Source organism: Culturomica sp., assembly GCF_003524185.1.
Taxonomy (GTDB): Bacteria; Bacteroidota; Bacteroidia; order Bacteroidales; family Marinifilaceae; genus Culturomica; species Culturomica massiliensis.
Window position 1 is genome coordinate 15153 of sequence record NZ_DOED01000025.1, and the last position, 17803, is coordinate 32955.

General features: G+C 42.5%; 10 protein-coding genes. 8 read left to right on the forward strand and 2 right to left on the reverse strand.

All coding sequences use genetic code 11. The annotated features are described in order from the left end of the window. The first annotated feature begins 507 nt into the window (after positions 1 to 507). Both DD657_RS08940 and DD657_RS08945 read left to right on the forward strand, forming a co-directional pair. On the forward strand, positions 508 to 2364 hold the full coding sequence (locus tag DD657_RS08940; protein WP_287049619.1) for a DUF3857 domain-containing protein: 1857 nt from the start codon (positions 508 to 510) through the stop codon (positions 2362 to 2364). Next, positions 2361 to 4319, forward strand: coding sequence for a DUF3858 domain-containing protein (locus DD657_RS08945; protein ID WP_287049620.1), 1959 nt, complete (start codon positions 2361 to 2363; stop codon positions 4317 to 4319). The genes DD657_RS08940 and DD657_RS08945 overlap by 4 nt, the downstream gene beginning before the upstream one ends. A gap of 252 nt (positions 4320 to 4571) precedes the next feature. Here the strand turns inward: DD657_RS08945 and pepT are convergent, their stop codons facing one another. Further along, positions 4572 to 5789 carry a peptidase T gene (gene pepT, locus DD657_RS08950; RefSeq protein WP_068688606.1) on the reverse strand — a complete coding sequence of 406 codons (1218 nt, stop codon included), beginning with the start codon at positions 5787 to 5789 and terminating at the stop codon, positions 4572 to 4574. 66 nt (positions 5790 to 5855) lie between these two features. Next, the gene (locus DD657_RS08955; RefSeq protein WP_068688604.1) at positions 5856 to 7820 is read right to left on the reverse strand and encodes an OPT family oligopeptide transporter; all 1965 of its coding nucleotides are present in this window, start codon (positions 7818 to 7820) and stop codon (positions 5856 to 5858) included. A 214-nt stretch (positions 7821 to 8034) separates the two neighbouring features. Here DD657_RS08955 and DD657_RS08960 point away from each other — a divergent pair, with 214 nt between their 5' ends. The 6 genes from DD657_RS08960 to DD657_RS08985 all read left to right on the forward strand — a co-directional run bounded on the left by DD657_RS08960 (position 8035) and on the right by DD657_RS08985 (position 17766). Beyond that, positions 8035 to 8613: an RNA polymerase sigma factor gene (locus DD657_RS08960; protein WP_068688602.1), complete on the forward strand. Its 579-nt coding sequence runs from the start codon at positions 8035 to 8037 to the stop codon at positions 8611 to 8613. 30 nt (positions 8614 to 8643) lie between these two features. Further along, positions 8644 to 9813 carry a FecR family protein gene (locus DD657_RS08965; RefSeq protein WP_287049621.1) on the forward strand — a complete coding sequence of 390 codons (1170 nt, stop codon included), beginning with the start codon at positions 8644 to 8646 and terminating at the stop codon, positions 9811 to 9813. A 44-nt stretch (positions 9814 to 9857) separates the two neighbouring features. Beyond that, positions 9858 to 11342: a M20/M25/M40 family metallo-hydrolase gene (locus tag DD657_RS08970; RefSeq protein WP_021986680.1), complete on the forward strand. Its 1485-nt coding sequence runs from the start codon at positions 9858 to 9860 to the stop codon at positions 11340 to 11342. Between the two features lie 289 nt (positions 11343 to 11631). Further along, positions 11632 to 15102, forward strand: a complete 3471-nt coding sequence (locus tag DD657_RS08975) for a TonB-dependent receptor (protein ID WP_021986679.1) — start codon at positions 11632 to 11634, stop codon at positions 15100 to 15102. Between the two features lie 12 nt (positions 15103 to 15114). Beyond that, on the forward strand, positions 15115 to 16566 hold the full coding sequence (locus DD657_RS08980; protein WP_287049623.1) for a RagB/SusD family nutrient uptake outer membrane protein: 1452 nt from the start codon (positions 15115 to 15117) through the stop codon (positions 16564 to 16566). Positions 16567 to 16584: 18 nt separating this feature from the next. Then, the gene (locus tag DD657_RS08985; protein ID WP_068688596.1) at positions 16585 to 17766 is read left to right on the forward strand and encodes a C1 family peptidase; all 1182 of its coding nucleotides are present in this window, start codon (positions 16585 to 16587) and stop codon (positions 17764 to 17766) included. The last annotated feature ends 37 nt before the right edge of the window (positions 17767 to 17803 follow it).

Genomic DNA, 17803 nt, shown 5'->3' on the forward strand with positions numbered 1-17803 from the left:
TGTGTAATTTACGATTTACGATTGTTGATTTACGATTGGGGTGAATACTGATTTGTAGAGAGGTTTAGAAGAGGTGGTTTATGATTTTAAATTGTAGATTTTAAATTTTAAATTGAGAAAAAGGGAGGGAGAAAATTACGGTGTGATTGTTGATTTACGATTGTTGATTTACGATTGAGGGGATTGCTGATTTGTAAAAAACGGATTAATGTTCATGTTGTTTACGAATAAAATTATATTAATTCAAAAAATCAAGGGTAGTCAAAAATCGGAATCTATCTGCGGGATCAGCGAAACCTGCGGACCTAATCCAAAATCACAGATCAATAATTATTTTCGTCAGCATTTTATTCAAAATTATATGTATCGAAAAATATACATTAAATATTTTGTTATTTTGATATATTTTTTAATATATTTGGAAAAACTTTAACACATCTATCATAAAAACTACTTTTGAATTTATTCCTTTATTGCTCATTCCATGTCAAACGAAAGATTCGTACCATGAAACAAGCCCTTTTGATTTTCGGTATTTTATTTTCTTTTTCCCATTTAAAAGCCCAGCAATATCCGGCAGAACTGACATTCCACAAAACGGTTATAAAGGCCGGAAACAAAACCCTGACGGAAACCGTCACAAACCAAATTACAATTTTTAACCGGACAGGAGAAAAATATGCAGCTATTGCCATTTACGGCAACAAACTCAATAAAATCAGCAATATCGAAGCCAGTTTATTAGACAAGCAAGGCCGGACCATCCGAAAATTAAAGAAAAACGAGATAAAGCAAAGAAGTGAATTTTCAAGCTCTACCTTTTACGACGATGCATATGTGCTGGAATTTATGCTTAAACACAATGAGTATCCTTATGTGATTTCCTATTCGTATCAGAAACAAAGCAGTCAATTTATTCTATTAGAAGACTGGATTCCGGTTTTAAGCTCTTCTATCCCGACACGGCAGGCCATTTTAGAAATCAGAACCCCCATTGATTATAAAATCCGGACTTCCGAACAGAAAATCCGGAAAATGTCTACCGATACGGTAAATGGCCAAATCATCTATCAATGGATTACGGACTACACAAACCTTATTCAACCGGAAATCTACTCACCTCCCATTACAGAATTTCTTCCCCGGGTTTCAGTTTTTCCCTTACAATTCAAATATGTTATAGAAGGGGCTCAAGACAATTGGGAAAATTTCGGCAACTGGCTTTATCGCTTATCGGCAAATTGTTCCGATCTTCCGGTTCAGCAACAGGAGGAAACAAGAATACGCGTTAAGAATATATCCGACGACCGGGAAAAAATCCGGGTATTATATCATCGGTTACAGGACCAGACCCGCTACGTTAATATCTCTCTTAAAGCGGGAGGTTTATTGCCTTATCCGGCTTCCTACGTATGCACCAACAAATACGGAGACTGTAAAGCCCTTAGCTTTTACTTCAAAACAATTCTGGAAAGTATCGGAATCCAGGCTTATTATACATTGGTATATGCCGGTAACCCGATTCCCGGATTCGATACAACACCTTCGCCTGGATTGCATTTCAACCATGTCATTTTATACATCCCGCTACCTCAGGATACGTTATGGCTTGATTGCACCAGTAAACAGGCTTTCGGCTATCTCGGGACCTTTACTCAAAACCGCCTTGCATTTATAGTCGATAAAGACAACAGCCGCCTGATCCGCACTCCCGCACTCCGACCGGAAGACGTTACGATCTCCAGATCGCTCCGGATTGCACAAACGACAGAAACCTCTGCTTCTGTTCAGCTTTCAAACCGCTACAAAGGTAACGGGTTCGAATATTTCTCCACGCTTGATAAGGCCGTCGATGCCAACACCAAAGATCACGCTGTTCGCTATAAGCTTTCGGGAAATTATTTCAACATCCTTTCCTATAAGATACATGACCAAGGCCGGGATGCAGACAGTATTTACATCACAGCGGAAGGTTCTTCCGAAAAATTAATCTCACTCTATGGGGATGAATTAATTCTGCGTATTCCGAGATACGAATTACCTGATTTCGAAGCTCCGGGAAAAAGAAAAACTCCGGTGCAAATCGACCATCCCATCCATACTGTTGATTCCATTCAGATTCTCATTCCGGAAGGATACGGCCTGTCCGATTCCATTCCGGTATGTGTTATAGAAACACCTTTCGGTATCTACCGTCAAAGTGTCGGACAAACGGATAGTTTATTAAATATCCGTCAAGAGACGTGCGTATTTGCCGGCAAATACCCTCTCTCTCTGTATGCAGACTTCCACGCATTTATCCAACTCATTACGAAACAAAACCAAACAAAATACATTACTTTCCAAAAAACTCACAAACCATGAAACAACTCATTCTTTTATCTCTGTGTTGTTTTTACTGTACGTACTTACATGCACAAACCGAAAAGGAATTCGGGCGTTACCGTCCGGAAGAACTCTTTATGAAACAATTTCCGGACGACACCATAGCTGAAGCCGTCATTCTCTTTGACGAAGGGAAAGCGAATTTTGTCAATACAAACGAAAGCGGATTCAATATTATATATGAACGGACTACCCGTATCAAAATATTATCGGAAGCCGGATTAAAGTGGGCCGAATTCGAAATTCCTTTCTATCAGAATGGGAATACATTTGAAATAATATACGATGTGGAAGGCTTTACCCACAATATGACCGACAATATGTATCATAAAACCCCATTGAACGCAGAGCAAAAATACGAAGAACAAATCAACCCTTATTGGAAACTCCGGAAAATCGTGATGCCCGACGTAAAAGCAGGTTCAGTTATCGAACTCCGGTACAAACTCTCTTCTCCGAGATTATTCAATTTAAGACCCTGGAACTTTCAAAGTAACATTCCCACTGTATGCAGCCAATTCGAACTTCAGATGATCCCTTTCTATGTCTATAATTATCTGTTGGAAGGTGCCCGTAAATTTGACGAAAATAAATCATTCACTTCTACAGGCCCGGAAGAAAGTTTCCATGGCATCAATTTCCGCAGACTGGTACACCAATTCAAAATGACTGATTTACCGGCCTTCAGAGACGAATCATTTATCACCTGTCCTGATGATTATATCGTCAAACTGAATTTTCAACTTGCAAAAGTCAATTATCCGGACGGACGGACAAAAGAATTCCTCAGCACCTGGCCGGTATTGATCAAAGAGTACCTGGAGGATGAATCCGCCGGAAAATTCATAAGAAAATGTGAAAAATCTGCGAAAAGCTTATTAGGTAACAGCATATCACAGCTAACCGATGAAAAAGAAAAATTTACCGGTATTATCTCTTTTATAAAAAACAATTTCAATTACAACAACCGCAGAGGAATATATGCGTCCGAAGACCTGAAAGAATTTATCAGAAACAAGCATGGAAACAGTGCCAACATCAATCTCTTATTGATCGGTCTGTTACGCAGTGCCGGTTTACAGGCCGATCCGATCCTGATAAGTACCCGCGATCACGGAAAAGTAAGAGCCGCTTATCCCTATATGCACTTTTTTAACAACGTCATTGCCTGCGTTTCGATCAACGGGAAAAAACGCCTGGCAGACGCAACAGACACGTATCTGGCTGACAACCTGCTTCCGATTGCCTGTTATAACGAGTTGGGATTAGTTATGAAAGAAGGAGATGTCACATGGCTCAATTTGCAAAGTTCAACCCCGGCTTCTCAAAACATTTATTTGCAAACCTCATTGAACGACACCTCTTTTCTGACTGCCATCAGGCTCCAGGCTACCGGTTTTTTTGCCGCCTCATTGCGAAAACACTATGGGAACGACCCGGAAAAAATCCGTAACAAATTACAGGAAGAAGGAGAACCTGTCGCAGACTCTTTACCTCAGGTAATCAATTATTTCGAACGAAATGAAAGGTATCAATTGTATTATTTTCAACAAAGTCAACCGGAAATCATCAATGGAAACATCTATTTTTCACCTTTCCTGAACTTTCCGATATCGAACAATCCGTTGAAACAACCAACCAGACAATATCCGATCGATATGGTAAATACGACTGTTTACCAATATGCAAGCCGAATACAAATACCGGAGAACTACCGATTCAAATTTTTACCGGAAAATTTAAATATCGATAATGATTTGTTCAGTATAAATTATACATCTACGCTGGAAAAAAACGCCGTACTAATCAATTGTTCCTATAAATTTAAAAAAATCATATACCCGGCTACAGATTATCCGAAACTACAAAATTTCTTCAATACAATTATCAAAAAAGCCAATGAGAAGATAGTCGTGACTTCCACGACAGAATAAGCCCGACCGGATAAATATAAATAAAGACGTGATAAAACCCGGGTTTTATCACGTCTTATTTAAAACTATATTTCCTCACAAATAGCGATCTCTTCCTGTCAAAATCACAACATCACGGTATTTCACCCCATTGTTTTCCTGCCTATTTTTGTCATGTAATCCTGAATAGGGATACTACTTTAAAAGAAATTGGTTTTTTATTGATTAATAATTGGTTTACCGGATGTCTATGCCATCAGACATCCGGTATTTTTATTTTCCCCACAAAACAGCCAGATTCAAAATCGTCTGCATGGCCTTGTGCATTGTTGTCAACGAACAATACTCATATTTACCGTGGAAATTCATGCCTCCGGTGAATAAATTCGGACAAGGCAAGCCCATGTAGGACAAACGGGCTCCGTCCGTACCACCGCGAATCGGACGTACAATCGGTTTCACTTCAGCCTGCTGCATGGCCTGCAAAGCCTTGTCGATTACTTCCGGATGCGGTTCCACCATTTCCCGCATATTGTAATATTGATCTTTTAAGGTCATCGATACGACTCCTTCCCCGTATTTTTTCGTCAAAAACTCCACAACATTTGTCATAAACTGTTTTTTAGCTTCGAACTTTTCACGGGAATGATCACGGATAATATACTCAATAGCGGCTTTCTCCACTTCTCCGCTTATGGATATCAAATGATAAAAACCTTCGTATCCTTCTGTATGTTCAGGACGTTCCCAAGCCGGTAACATAGCATTGATCTCCGTCACAACCTGCAAGGCATTGAGCATTTTATCCTTCGCATATCCCGGGTGGATATTACGGCCTTGCACCTCGATCTTTACTCCGGCAGCATTGAAGTTTTCATATTCCAGTTCTCCCTCGAAACCTCCGTCAACAGTATAAGCACATACGGCCCCGAATCGTTTCACATCAAAAAAATCGACTCCCCGGCCAATTTCCTCATCCGGTGTAAATCCGATGCGGATCTTACCATGAGCAATCTCCGGATGTTGTATCAGATATTCGGCTGCCGTCATAATTTCAGCAACACCGGCTTTATCGTCCGCTCCCAGCAAAGAAGTGCCGTCTGTCGTAATCAAAGTATGCCCTTTATAAAACGACAACTCCGGGAAATCAGCGACAGTCATGGTCAATTTATCATTCAAGCGGATATCTTCACCGTCGTATTTCTCGATAATCTGCGGACAAATATCAGCTCCGTTCATATCGGGACTGGTGTCGACATGGGCTATAAAACCGATCACAGGACGATCTTCATGTCCGGGAGTAGCGGGGATGGTCCCCATCACATAACCATACCGGTCCATCTCGACATCGAGCAGGCCTATACTTTTCATTTCATCTGCCAGATAACGCAAAAGTACCAATTGTTTATCCGTAGAGGGAAATTTTTCACTTCCGGGATCACTTTGTGTATCGAACCCGACATACTTTAAAAAACGTTCTTTTAATTCCATAGTCTATATTTTATCAAAAACCGGGCATTCAAAATAAAAACTTCGAATGCCGCAGTTCCATTATATTTATTCTTTTTTACCTCTTAATGCGTCCCAGATAAAATAACCTATAATCACAATATACATGACAACCGCCAAATAGCCCGCTCCTTCCCAGGACATATTCCAATCGGCTCCGACATATTTCAATATTGCACTAATCACACCCATCAATGCCCCGCCGGCGATAAAGCCGGAAGCGATCAAGGTACCGCGGTCACGTCTGAATTTATTGATACTCTCGTTTTTGCTCCGGGTAGAAACAAACCAGCTTACCAAACCTCCGATCAATAAAGGAGTATTCAATTCCAACGGAATAAACATACCCAAAGCGAAAGCCAAAGCCGGTACACCGATCATCGTCAGAATCAATGCCAACGCTGCCCCCGCAAAATAAAGCATCCAAGGGGTAGCCCCACCTTCCATCAGCGGTTTAATCACAGCCGCCATCGCATTTGCCTGTGGTGCAACCAAAGAACCTTCTCCGACAAAACCGTACGTTTCATTCAGAATAATCATAACACCGGCCACTGTTGCAGCAGAAACAGCCGTTCCCAAAAACTTCCAGGTCTCCTGCTTGGCGGGAGTGGTGCCCAACCAATAACCGATTTTCAAATCCGTAATAAAACCGCCGGCCATAGATAAAGCCGTACACACCACACCTCCGATAACCATCGCTGCCATCATACCGCCCGTTCCGCTCAAACCGGCACTGACCAACACCAAAGAAGCCAGAATCAAAGTCATCAACGTCATTCCGGATACCGGGTTTGTACCGACAATCGCAATTGCATTCGCAGCTACAGTCGTAAACAAAAAAGAAATAACAAAAACAATAAGAATAGCTACTACCGTTTGCAGCCAGTTACCCAATACGCCGAACTGAAAAAAGATAAAAGTAGTTACCAATGTAGCCAATATACCGATCATGATAAACTTCATCGTCAAATCACGTTGGGTACGCTCCACATTTTCTTCTGCCGTTTTTTTGCCTTTCAACTCATTCACCGCTAAGCCCAAAGCCTGTCTGATAATACCCGACGAACGCACGATACCGATAATACCGGCCATAGCAATACCACCAATACCGATATGGCGGGCGTAATGTGTAAAAATCATTTCCGGCGACATATCCCGTATCAAAGTAGTAATTCCTTCCCCGACAGCCAATGTCTGACCGTCTCCGAAATAACTCAAAAAAGGAATCAATACAAACCAAACGGTAAAAGAACCCGCACAAATAATAGCAGAATATTTCAAACCGATAATATAACCGAGTCCCAAAACGGCTGCTCCTGTATTTACTTTAAATACGACTTTCATTTTCTCAGCCACCATATCTCCCCACCCGATCAGACGCGTAGAAATATTTTCGGTCCACCATCCGAACGTACTGACACAAAAGTCGTACAAACCGCCAACCAAACCACTTATTGCCAATAATTTAGCCTGATTTCCTTTTTTCTCTCCGGATACCAGTACCTCCGTCGTCGCTGTCGCTTCCGGAAAAGGATATTTTCCATGCATATCTTTCACAAAATATTTACGGAAAGGAATCAGCATCAAAATTCCCAATAATCCTCCGAACAAAGAAGCCAGGAATACCTGGTAGAATTGCGCTTCCAAACCCAGGATATACAAAGCGGGCAAAGTAAAAATAGCTCCGGCTACAATTACTCCCGAACTGGCTCCGATCGACTGAATGATCACATTCTGTCCCAACATATTATTTTTCTTCATCAGATTACCGACTCCGACAGCAATAATAGCAATCGGGATAGCAGCTTCAAACACCTGTCCCACCCGCAGTCCGAGATAAGCCGCAGCGGCAGAAAAAACAATCGCCATAATAATACCGAAAGAAACGGAGTATACAGTAACCTCCTTCGGCTTTGTATTAGCCGGCATCATCGGTTTGTATTCCTCGCCCGGCTTTAATTCCCGATAGGCATTTTCAGGTAACGAATTCATTTTTTGTTCTTCTTGTTCCATGTATTTTAAGTTTTAGTTTGTTTTTTTCATGCTTTCAAAGATAAAGAAAATGTCATAATGTACAATATATCATAAAAACAAAGGCATTGACCGGAACAAATCACACAATTTGTTATTTTTTCACAACTTTCAAACCATTGGAGTTAAATTTCTCACAAAAAAGACCAAATTTCAATTCTTTTCGTATTTTTCGCAATCAATAATCAATTCAAAAGTGAAAACGGAAGAGTTACCGGACATCTTACCTCAATTAGCCTCAGGAGGGGAAAAAGCTTTTCGGAAAGTATACGAAAAGTATAATCCGATGCTGCGTTTTTTCTGTCTACGCTACTGCAATGACAAAGAAAATGCAAACGATGTCGTCCAGGAAGTTTTCGTTAAACTCTGGGAAGCTCATCTTACATTCAAAGATGAGACCGCTTTGCGTTCCTATTTGTTTAAAACCGCCAGAAGCCTTTGTCTTAACCAATTACGCCACGACAAAGTAAAAGATCGCTACACGCAATTTATCAGTCAGCAAGAACATTACGATTCTTTTTTAGAAGACATGATGGAAGCTGAAATATTCAGTATTCTTAATCGGATATTCGAAGAGATTCCGCCTGCCTGCAAAGAAGTTTATCTTTGCAGCCTGGAAGGGAAAAAACATTCGGAAATTGCAGAGCGATTCCATATATCGGTCAATTCTGTAAAAAAATACAAAAACCGGGCACATCATTTTTTACGGAATAAAATAAAAATCATTTTTCCGGATAAAAAATCTTCAGATGATGTATACCAAAGTTCGATTTAGGTGTTTTATGATAAATAAAAATACAAACGGATGGAAGAAAGAGACTCCGACAATATAAAAAAACTGCTGCTTGAGTACATCACCGGAGCAATAGACAAGAAGGGCCTGGAGATTTTGACCCACTGGCGGCAGGAAGCTAAGAGCCACGAAGAACTTTTTCAACGGCTTATATCAGAAGATTTCCTGCCTAAAAACCGGGAAGAATGTATCCTGTCTCCTCAAGATACTGAAAAAGAATGGCAGCAAATCTGCCGGCGTACATTCCGTAAAAAAACAATCCGTTGGCAACGTATTCTCCGTTATGCTGCCGTATTTCTGTTACCTTTATGTCTCTGTCTGTTTTTACTAAAACAAAAGCAAGATATACCGGAATTACCTCCTTTAGCCCAGGCCATACAAGAGTTAAAAACCACGGCTCCTATACTGACTCTTTCAGACGGCAGCTGTATCCCGCTGGAACACAAAGCCACCGAAGAAATACGATCCTCCCATTCATCTATTCTACGTACCGGCGATACATTACGATATACAGCCGTAAAATCGGCGGACACGACAATCCATTACAACACATTGACGATTCCCAAAGGAAACGATTATCACCTGATGCTTAGTGACGGTACGATTGTATATCTCAACACTTCTTCCAGTTTAAAGTATCCGGTCAGATTCAACGGGGCAGTCCGGGAAGTCGAACTTGTGGGTGAAGGATATTTCAATGTCAAGCATGATCCCGAACATCCGTTTATTGTAAAGGCAAACGGAATCGCTGTGAAAGTTCTGGGTACATCTTTTAATGTCCGGGCTTATCAGGAGGAAAAAATCATATCTACAACCTTAGTCGAAGGTGCCGTATATGTAAAAAACCGACAATCCGAGGTAATCCTCACTCCCTCTCAGCAGGCGGTGTGTACTCCGGAAGGCCGGGATATCGACGTACAAACGGTAAATACCGATTATTATGTCGGCTGGATTACCGGACGTTTTATATTCAACAACACCCGTTTGGATGATATCCTTACCCGGTTACAACAGTGGTATAATTTCGAAGTCTTTTATGAAAAAGAGCAGCTGAAAGATCTGCCTTTCTCATTAAATATCGACAAACAAAAAGATTTTTCTAAAATACTGAATGCTTTGGAAAGAACGGAACGTATCCGCTTCTCAATAAAAGGCAATACAGTCGTCGTCAAAAACTATTAACGACTTTGTTCCGCTAAATAATCTAATCTAAAACCCATATAATCATGTTCAAAAATATTTTATTGTCCGTTAGTCTATTCTGTGCATGCACCGTAGGACTTGCCCAGGAAAAGGCGGCTTATACGCCTGAAATGCAAGCGTTTCACAACATTTCCAGTAATGAAATCTACAAGTTCGTAGAAGAATTGTGTAAACCCGAATACCAGGGCAGACAGGCCGGTTCTCCCGAATATATGGCATGTGCTCACTGGGCTGCCAACCGATTTGCCGAATGGGGACTAAAACCGGGAGGCGACCAGGGTAGCTACTTTCAACATTTTCCCATCCATTATACGGAAATGACCGGTCCCGGCAAACTGGAAGTAATAACCCCGGCAGGCCGGAAAAGCTATCAAATTGCAAAAGATTATTTCCCGGGAACAAACTCTTTAAACGGGAAAACGAAAGCTTCAGTCCTATACGCAGGCTATGGCTTAACGGCTCCGGAACTGGGATATGACGATTACAAAGGCATCGATCCCCAAAATAAAATTGTTTTGATAGAAAGCGGTGTTCCCTGTACCGACCGGAATCACAAAGATTATCAGGCCTGGAATGAAAAATATATCAGTACGGTAGGCAGGATTGCCAACGCTCTGAAGCACGGTGCCAGCGGCGTATTGTTAATCGGGAAAACCTCCAATCCCAATATCAAGCACCAGGGGATCATATTTTGCCACATATCGGAAGAGATTGCCAACGAGATTTTAAAACCTTCCGGACAGGAACGGAAAGCCTTAAAAGAAAAAATTAATAAGTCCCTGAAACCGGCCAGTTTCGATACCGGATGCGAAGTTGAAATGCAAACCGAAACCAATTACAACCCACACAGCCAAACCTGTAATGTCATTGCCGTAATGGAAGGTACAGACCCGGTATTGAAAAACAAGCCTTTGATTCTCGGAGCTCACCTCGACCACCTTGGCAATCACGGAGGAATATTCCGGGGTGCCTGGGACAATGCTTCCGGCTCCGCTATTGTACTGGAAACAGCAAAAGCTTTCGGTAAATCCGGCCTATCTCCCAAACGTACCATCGTATTTATTCTTTTCGGCGCCGAAGAATGTGGAATTTTAGGGTCTGCCTACTATGTTGCTCATCCCTTGTATCCGTTGGCGCAAACCTTGTGCATGATCAACCTTGACATGGTCGGAGGCGGCGACGGTTTTTCAATGGGAGGCATCAAATCGTTCCCACAATTGGAAAAATATTTTGCCGATGCCAACGAAAAATACATCCATCGTTACCTGAAAACCTCCGAATACCGAAAAATGAGCCCGACAGCCGTCGCCCGTACCGACGGAGCGACATTCAACCGGGCCGACGTTCCTACTTTCCATACCGGGACTACAGGAAAATACAAAAACCCAATGTACTATCATGATTTACGGGATGTTCCGGAATTACTCGATCCCGAAATTATGGAAGATGTAGCCAAATTTCTTTTCCTGGGTATAGCAGGAGTCACAAGCGATGCGACAATCCAATAAATACAAAACAGCCTGAAAATCTTCAGGCTGTTTTCAATTATTTTCAATAGCAAGCTCTTTATTCTTATCCCCTTATTTATTGACAATATTTAACGGTAGTTCAAAAAAAACGACACGGCATACATTTAAATAAAAAAAAGACTAAAAAAAGACAATTTTTAATGTACACTTTTTTCTCTCTTAGGTGTTTTGATAACAAACCGATCAGTTTTCAGAATTTAAACCAAACCGGCTACCTTTTGTCGTATCTGGCCACACGGCAAAAATCAGCACAACAAACTTAAACGTTATGGAAAAAACAGCCACGAAGAAAAAACATTCCGGAATTCTCCGGTTGTTATGGGTAACGCACGTGTTACTGCTTTTCACTTTCGCTTCCGTACCGGCCAAAGCCGTTAATCTTTTACAAGGCTACCGGATAAATTTAAACCTGAGTAATGTAAGTATTAAAAATGTCATCGAAGAGATCAAAAAACAAACGAATCTGAGTTTTGTATACAATGAACTGGATATACAAGACGTCGGTCTGTTGAATATGAAAGTAGAAAACCAGACTGTCGAGAAAGTACTGGATCAAATATTGAAAGACAAACGACTTTGTTATGAAATTGTAGACGAAGTCATCATCATCCGACGGGACAACCGACCGGTTCCCGCTCCCCCTCAAGACACGAAAAAAACGATAAAAGGAAATGTCACGGACGAAAATAACCTCCCACTTCCCGGTGTCGCCGTGCGGGTAAAGGGAACAACCATAGGTGTTGCCACGGATGTCGACGGGAATTACACCTTAGTATATGAAGATAACGGACATATTGTACTGGAATTTTCTTTCATCGGTATGAAAGTCCACGAAGAAAAACCGGGTAACCGTTCGGTACTAAACGTACAATTACAATCCATAAGCACCGACCTGGAAGAAGTTATGGTCGTTGCTTACGGAACGACTAAAAAAGAAGCCTTTACCGGATCTGCTGTCAGTGTCAGCGGAGACAAAGTGATGAGGGAAGCCGCCGATGCCGTTTCTCCGGAAAAAGCCCTGAAAGGCTATGTAGCCGGTGTACGTGTTTCCCGGGGAGGCGGTCAACCGGGAGAAACTGTCGGCCTGCAGATTCGCGGTATCGGTTCGATTTCCGAATCTACAAATCCGCTGTATGTTATCGACGGGATTCCCCTCAGCGAAGACTTCGATCTGAACAATCTCAATCCGAACGACATTGAACAAATGACCGTTCTGAAAGATGCCGCAGCAACTTCTTTATATGGTTCCCGGGCCTCTGCCGGTGTTATCATCATTACCACCAAAAAAGGACAGGAAGGTAAAACCCGTTTCGAAGTAACCTATGAAAGAGGCTTCTCCTCTGAAGCCATTAAACGTCAGTTAAAAGGTTATTACATGAGCGGAGGTGAATATACCCGATATGCAACCGAGGCTTTAAAAAATTACTACCTGTATTCTCAAAATGCACTCCCGGGAATGTCTGATGAAGATCAATACCTGACACTTCAAAATGACGCCCGCATTTATGCCCTTCAAAATTTGAATACTTATGCCAAAATCGTACATCCGGACGATCCGTTGGACGGAACTTTCGACTATAAAAACCTGACGCAGGCACAATTGGAAAAATATTTGACACACCCCCGGAATTACAATTGGTATGATGCAATGTTCAAAAACGGTTCCGAAGATAAAATCAATTTCTCAGCCCGGGGAGGAAATCAAAAAACCAACTTTTTTGCATCCTTGGGTTATTTGCGGCAATCCGGTATTACCGAGGGAAGCGACTTCAAGCGTTTTACGGCCCGGTTAGCGCTCAATAACAAAACGGCACAATGGCTGAATTTCTCCATGAACCAAGCTATCGCTTATACGGAACAGGAAACTAAATTGGACTATCAGGGGGCAACCGTGGGTAATCCGATCTCCAATCTACGGGCTATGAATCCGACTCAGCCGATTTATTTACCGAACGGTCAGTTGAACCAAACACCCGGATTCAACTCAACAGACCCGAATTTCCTGGAAACCATATCCTTAGACAGAGACCGCACGACAAGGTTCTCCAGTACGACCAATCTATCCGTAACCGTCGATATCACCAAATGGTTGAAATTTACCACGACCAATGCCGCCGATATACGCTATAGTCGGTATTTACAAACCTGGGATCCGGCCTCCAACCAAGGAGCCACAAATCACGGAGAAGTAAACGAAACCCGTTCTTTCTACACAAATATCGTAACCTCGAATATACTCACATTGACAAAATCTTTCGGGATACACAATATTAATGCGACCGGCGTTTATGAAGCCAAACGACAGACATACGACTTTCTGGACGCCAGCGGATATAATCTTCCCATCAGCCGGTTATTGTTCATGAGTAATGCTTCCCTGCCGAATTCCGTCGGCGGATACGATAACACCGACCGTTTGATTTCCTGGGCTGCAAAACTCGATTACAATTACGACAATAAATATTTTCTGAGCGGTAGCTGGCGGCGTGACGGGACGTCCCGTTTCCTGGCCTCCAATCGCTGGGGAGATTTCTGGTCTGCATCCGCAGCCTGGAATATAACAAGGGAATCCTTCATGGAATCCACTCAAAACTGGCTGGATAATTTAAGGGTAAAATTATCTTACGGAACAAACGGTACTCAACCGGGAAACTACTACAGATCACTTTCCCTGTTCAGTATAAACAACACCTATATGTCTGATCCGGCTTACAGTGTCAGTAGCTACGGTAATCCTAATCTGACCTGGGAAAGCTCCTATACCTGGAATGCCGGTATTGATTTTTCGTTGTTCAAAAGCCGGTTGAGAGGTACAATTGAATATTATAACAAGCACACCGTCGACCTGATTAACAATGCAAGTACCCCATATACTTCCGGTTGGAGCAGCATGATCGTAAACGAAGGAGAATTACGGAACACCGGTCTGGAAATCACATTAGACTCCCGGAATCTCATAAAAGACGACTTCAGTTGGGAGACTAATTTCAACATTTCCTTTATGCGGGCTAAAGTGGAAAAATTAGCTAAAGATAACGAAAGCATATTGACGAACTACATTTATCGTCAGGGAGAACATTTGTACTCTTATTATATGAGAGAATATGCCGGTATCGATCCTCAAACCGGACGCAGCCAATGGTATAAAAATACAAAAGGAGAAGACGGAAAAACAGTCATCGATCACACCAGTATTTCCCAGGATCCTTCGGTAGGAGTTGAAAAAGTCATCCATAAAAAAGGATATCCGGATTGGTTCGGCGGATTAACCAACCGTTTTACTTACAAAGGCTTCGATCTGTCGTTCCTGCTTACATTCACCATCGGCGGTACCTTGCTTGATAGCCAATATTCAGCGACAGTCCGCGACGGTGCCTCTCTGGGAACTGCAAATGTCAGATTCGACGCTTACAAAAATGCCTGGAAAAAACCGGGAGATAAAGGTACACCTATCATTATATACACTGACCCGTTCAATTCCAACTATGTCTCAACCCGAAGTCTGCGTTCTTCTGATCATCTGAAGATCAAGAATATCAGTTTGGGATATACTTTCCCGAAAAAATGGATCAATCAGTTGGGATTATCGGAACTTCGGTTATATGTAAACGGAAACGACATCTATACCTTCTACGGAGTTGATTACGTGAATCCAGAAGTAAACAATTCCGGATCCTATAACAGCTATTCATACCCGTCCTTACGGACCTGGAGATTCGGTATCGATATTAAATTCTAAAAGAGAAGTGTTATGAAACAGATAAAATATCTACTTTTAATCGGATTAATCACAGGCATTTACTCCTGCGGCGACAAATTTCTCGACTCATCTCCTGCCACCAGCCTCCCGGACACGGAGATAATCTCGGATATCAATGACCTCAACAATTTTACAAACGGTTGTTACAATTACCTGAAACTCACCAGCGGAGCTTACGGTTATTATTACGATGCCACATTTATGTTCAGCGGCGATCTGATGGGAGACGATTTCCGGGCCGGAAATACCGGTTGGTTAGCAGACTACTATTCATTCAAGTCAACTCCCTATGACATAACGACCCTGATCTACAGAAACCTGTACAACCTGGCTTACGCTTCAATAAAAGTTTTCGAATCGGCCAAAGCCCTGGAAGAATCGGAAAAAAAGAAAGAATACCTGGCAGAAATCCGTGTATTACGTGCATTGATGTACTTTGACATGGTTCGTATGCACGCTCCGCTTCCTTCAAACTGGGGAAAAGGCAATATCGCGGCCGACCCGCTCGGTATTTATATTGCTAAAACAATCAAAAGCGATATCAGTCAGCCCAACTATAGAAACACTGCCCGGGAAGTTTGGGAATACATCGGTACCGAATTGAAAGAATCTGTGCCCCTCCTGAGTAAAACCAGAAAAAAAGGCAGATTAGACTGGTATGCCGGCCGCGCATTTCAGGCCAGATACTACCTGTATATGGAAAATTGGTCAGAAGCACTGAAAGCCGCCCAAGACGTCATCAACTCCAAAGTCTTTACCCTTTACGAAATTGACAACTACAAATCGGTATGGAGCACGGCCTTTGCCAGTGAATCGATTTTCGAAGTCAATGTATCCGATACCGAACCGAATCAATGGGTTTGCCTGGGTACCCTGATCGGCGGAACCCGTTACCAAAGAATTGGTACGACTACCGATTTCGAAGCACTGATGCAGGAAAACCCGACGGATGTAAGGTTCTCTCTCTACGAACCGTCCACCCTTTTCCAATATTACTATGCCCGTTGGAAATGGGAAGGTAGAAATGGCAACGAACTGATTACCAATCCTAAAATTTTCCGTCTCTCCGAAATGTACCTGATTGCAGCAGAAGCGGCACTCAAAAGCAACGACACCAATGCGGGAAAGTACCTCAGCGACCTGCGGGAAAAACGGACAACTGTCGACCCGCGGAAATACGACAACGGCGTAACCCTGGACGATATCCTGTATGAAAGACGACTCGAACTGGCCTGTGAAGGGCACAGAGCCTGGGATCTGTGGCGTAATTGCAGAGAGGTTGTGAGATGGAGAACCCCGGAAGAAAAATTAGCTAAGCAGCATCTGGACAATTTGGGAGTCATTCCGTTCGATCATTTCCGCCGGATATGGCCGATCTCTTACACGGAAATCCAGTTATTCCCACCCGCCGACAGGGCCAGTCAACAAAATCCAGGTTATTAATTCCATAATAAAAAAAGAATGAAAAAGAATATTGTATTGACATTTGCTTGTGCCTGTGTATTTTTATACCAGGCCCAGGCTCAGGAACAGAAAGAAGAGGGATATCGGTTTACCGACATCAAGCGTATGCCGGCAACCAGTGTCAAATCACAGGACCGGAGCAGCACTTGCTGGTCATGGTCGGGCATATCGTTCTTCGAATCGGAAATCGCCCGATTGGGAAAAGATACTGTCAGTCTCTCCCCGATGTACGTCGTATGGCATACTTATGACGGGAAAGCCGACCGTTACGTACGTCTCCACGGTGCGATGAATTTTGGTCCCGGTGGAGCACATTATGATGTACAATGGGCCATAGACCGTTACGGTATTGTACCTCTGGAAGCCTATTCCGGTTTGAATTACGGAGAAAATATACATGCCCACGGAGAACTCAACAGCCTGTTACGGGCATACGCCGATGTCATTGTCAAAAACCCGAACCGGAAAATCACAACCGCCTGGAAAAAGGGTTACCAGGGTATTCTAGACGCTTATCTGGGGAAATTACCGGAAACCTTTACCTACAAAGGTAAAGAATATACCCCGCAAAGTTTCACCCAAATGCTGGGACTGAATATGGCGGATTATATACAGTTGACCTCTTTCAGCCATCATCCTTTTTACTCTCAGTTCGCTATCGAAGTACCGGACAACTGGTTAAACGGAAACACTTACAACCTTCCGCTCGACGAATTCATGGACGTTTTGGATAAAGCCATCGACAAAGGATTCACCTTTGCCTGGGCTACCGATTTATCCGAAAAAGGATTTACCAATGGCATCGCTGTCGTGCCGACTTTCGATACCAAAGAAATGAAGGATGCCGAAATCACCAAATGGCTGACATTACCCAAAGAGGAACAGCAACGGCAATTCATCCAACATCCCTGTAGTGAGAAAAAAATCACCCAGGAAATGCGGCAGGAAGCCTTTGACAATTACCAAACCACCGACGACCATGGTATGCACATCGTTGGAAAAGCCAAAGACCAAAACGGTACCCCTTATTTTATTGTCAAGAATTCCTGGGGAAAATACAACAAATACGACGGTTATCTTTACGCTTCCTATCCCTTTGTCGCATACAAAACGACATCGGTCATGATCCATAAAGATGCCTTATCCAAAGAATTGAAAAAGAAACTGGGTATCGATTAATTTCAGCCTGGAATACTTTGTTTTTATTATCTGAAAG

What these genes read in the sequence shown, in the direction of transcription:
- DD657_RS08955 (WP_068688604.1), bottom strand. Translation starts at nt 7,820, where the DNA reads ATGGAACAAGAAGAACAAAAAATGAATTCGTTACCTGAAAATGCCTAT.
- DD657_RS08970 (WP_021986680.1), top strand. Translation starts at nt 9,858, where the DNA reads ATGTTCAAAAATATTTTATTGTCCGTTAGTCTATTCTGTGCATGCACC.
- DD657_RS08980 (WP_287049623.1), top strand. Translation starts at nt 15,115, where the DNA reads ATGAAACAGATAAAATATCTACTTTTAATCGGATTAATCACAGGCATT.
- DD657_RS08940 (WP_287049619.1), top strand. Translation starts at nt 508, where the DNA reads ATGAAACAAGCCCTTTTGATTTTCGGTATTTTATTTTCTTTTTCCCAT.
- DD657_RS08965 (WP_287049621.1), top strand. Translation starts at nt 8,644, where the DNA reads ATGGAAGAAAGAGACTCCGACAATATAAAAAAACTGCTGCTTGAGTAC.
- DD657_RS08975 (WP_021986679.1), top strand. Translation starts at nt 11,632, where the DNA reads ATGGAAAAAACAGCCACGAAGAAAAAACATTCCGGAATTCTCCGGTTG.
- DD657_RS08945 (WP_287049620.1), top strand. Translation starts at nt 2,361, where the DNA reads ATGAAACAACTCATTCTTTTATCTCTGTGTTGTTTTTACTGTACGTAC.
- pepT (WP_068688606.1), bottom strand. Translation starts at nt 5,789, where the DNA reads ATGGAATTAAAAGAACGTTTTTTAAAGTATGTCGGGTTCGATACACAA.
- DD657_RS08985 (WP_068688596.1), top strand. Translation starts at nt 16,585, where the DNA reads ATGAAAAAGAATATTGTATTGACATTTGCTTGTGCCTGTGTATTTTTA.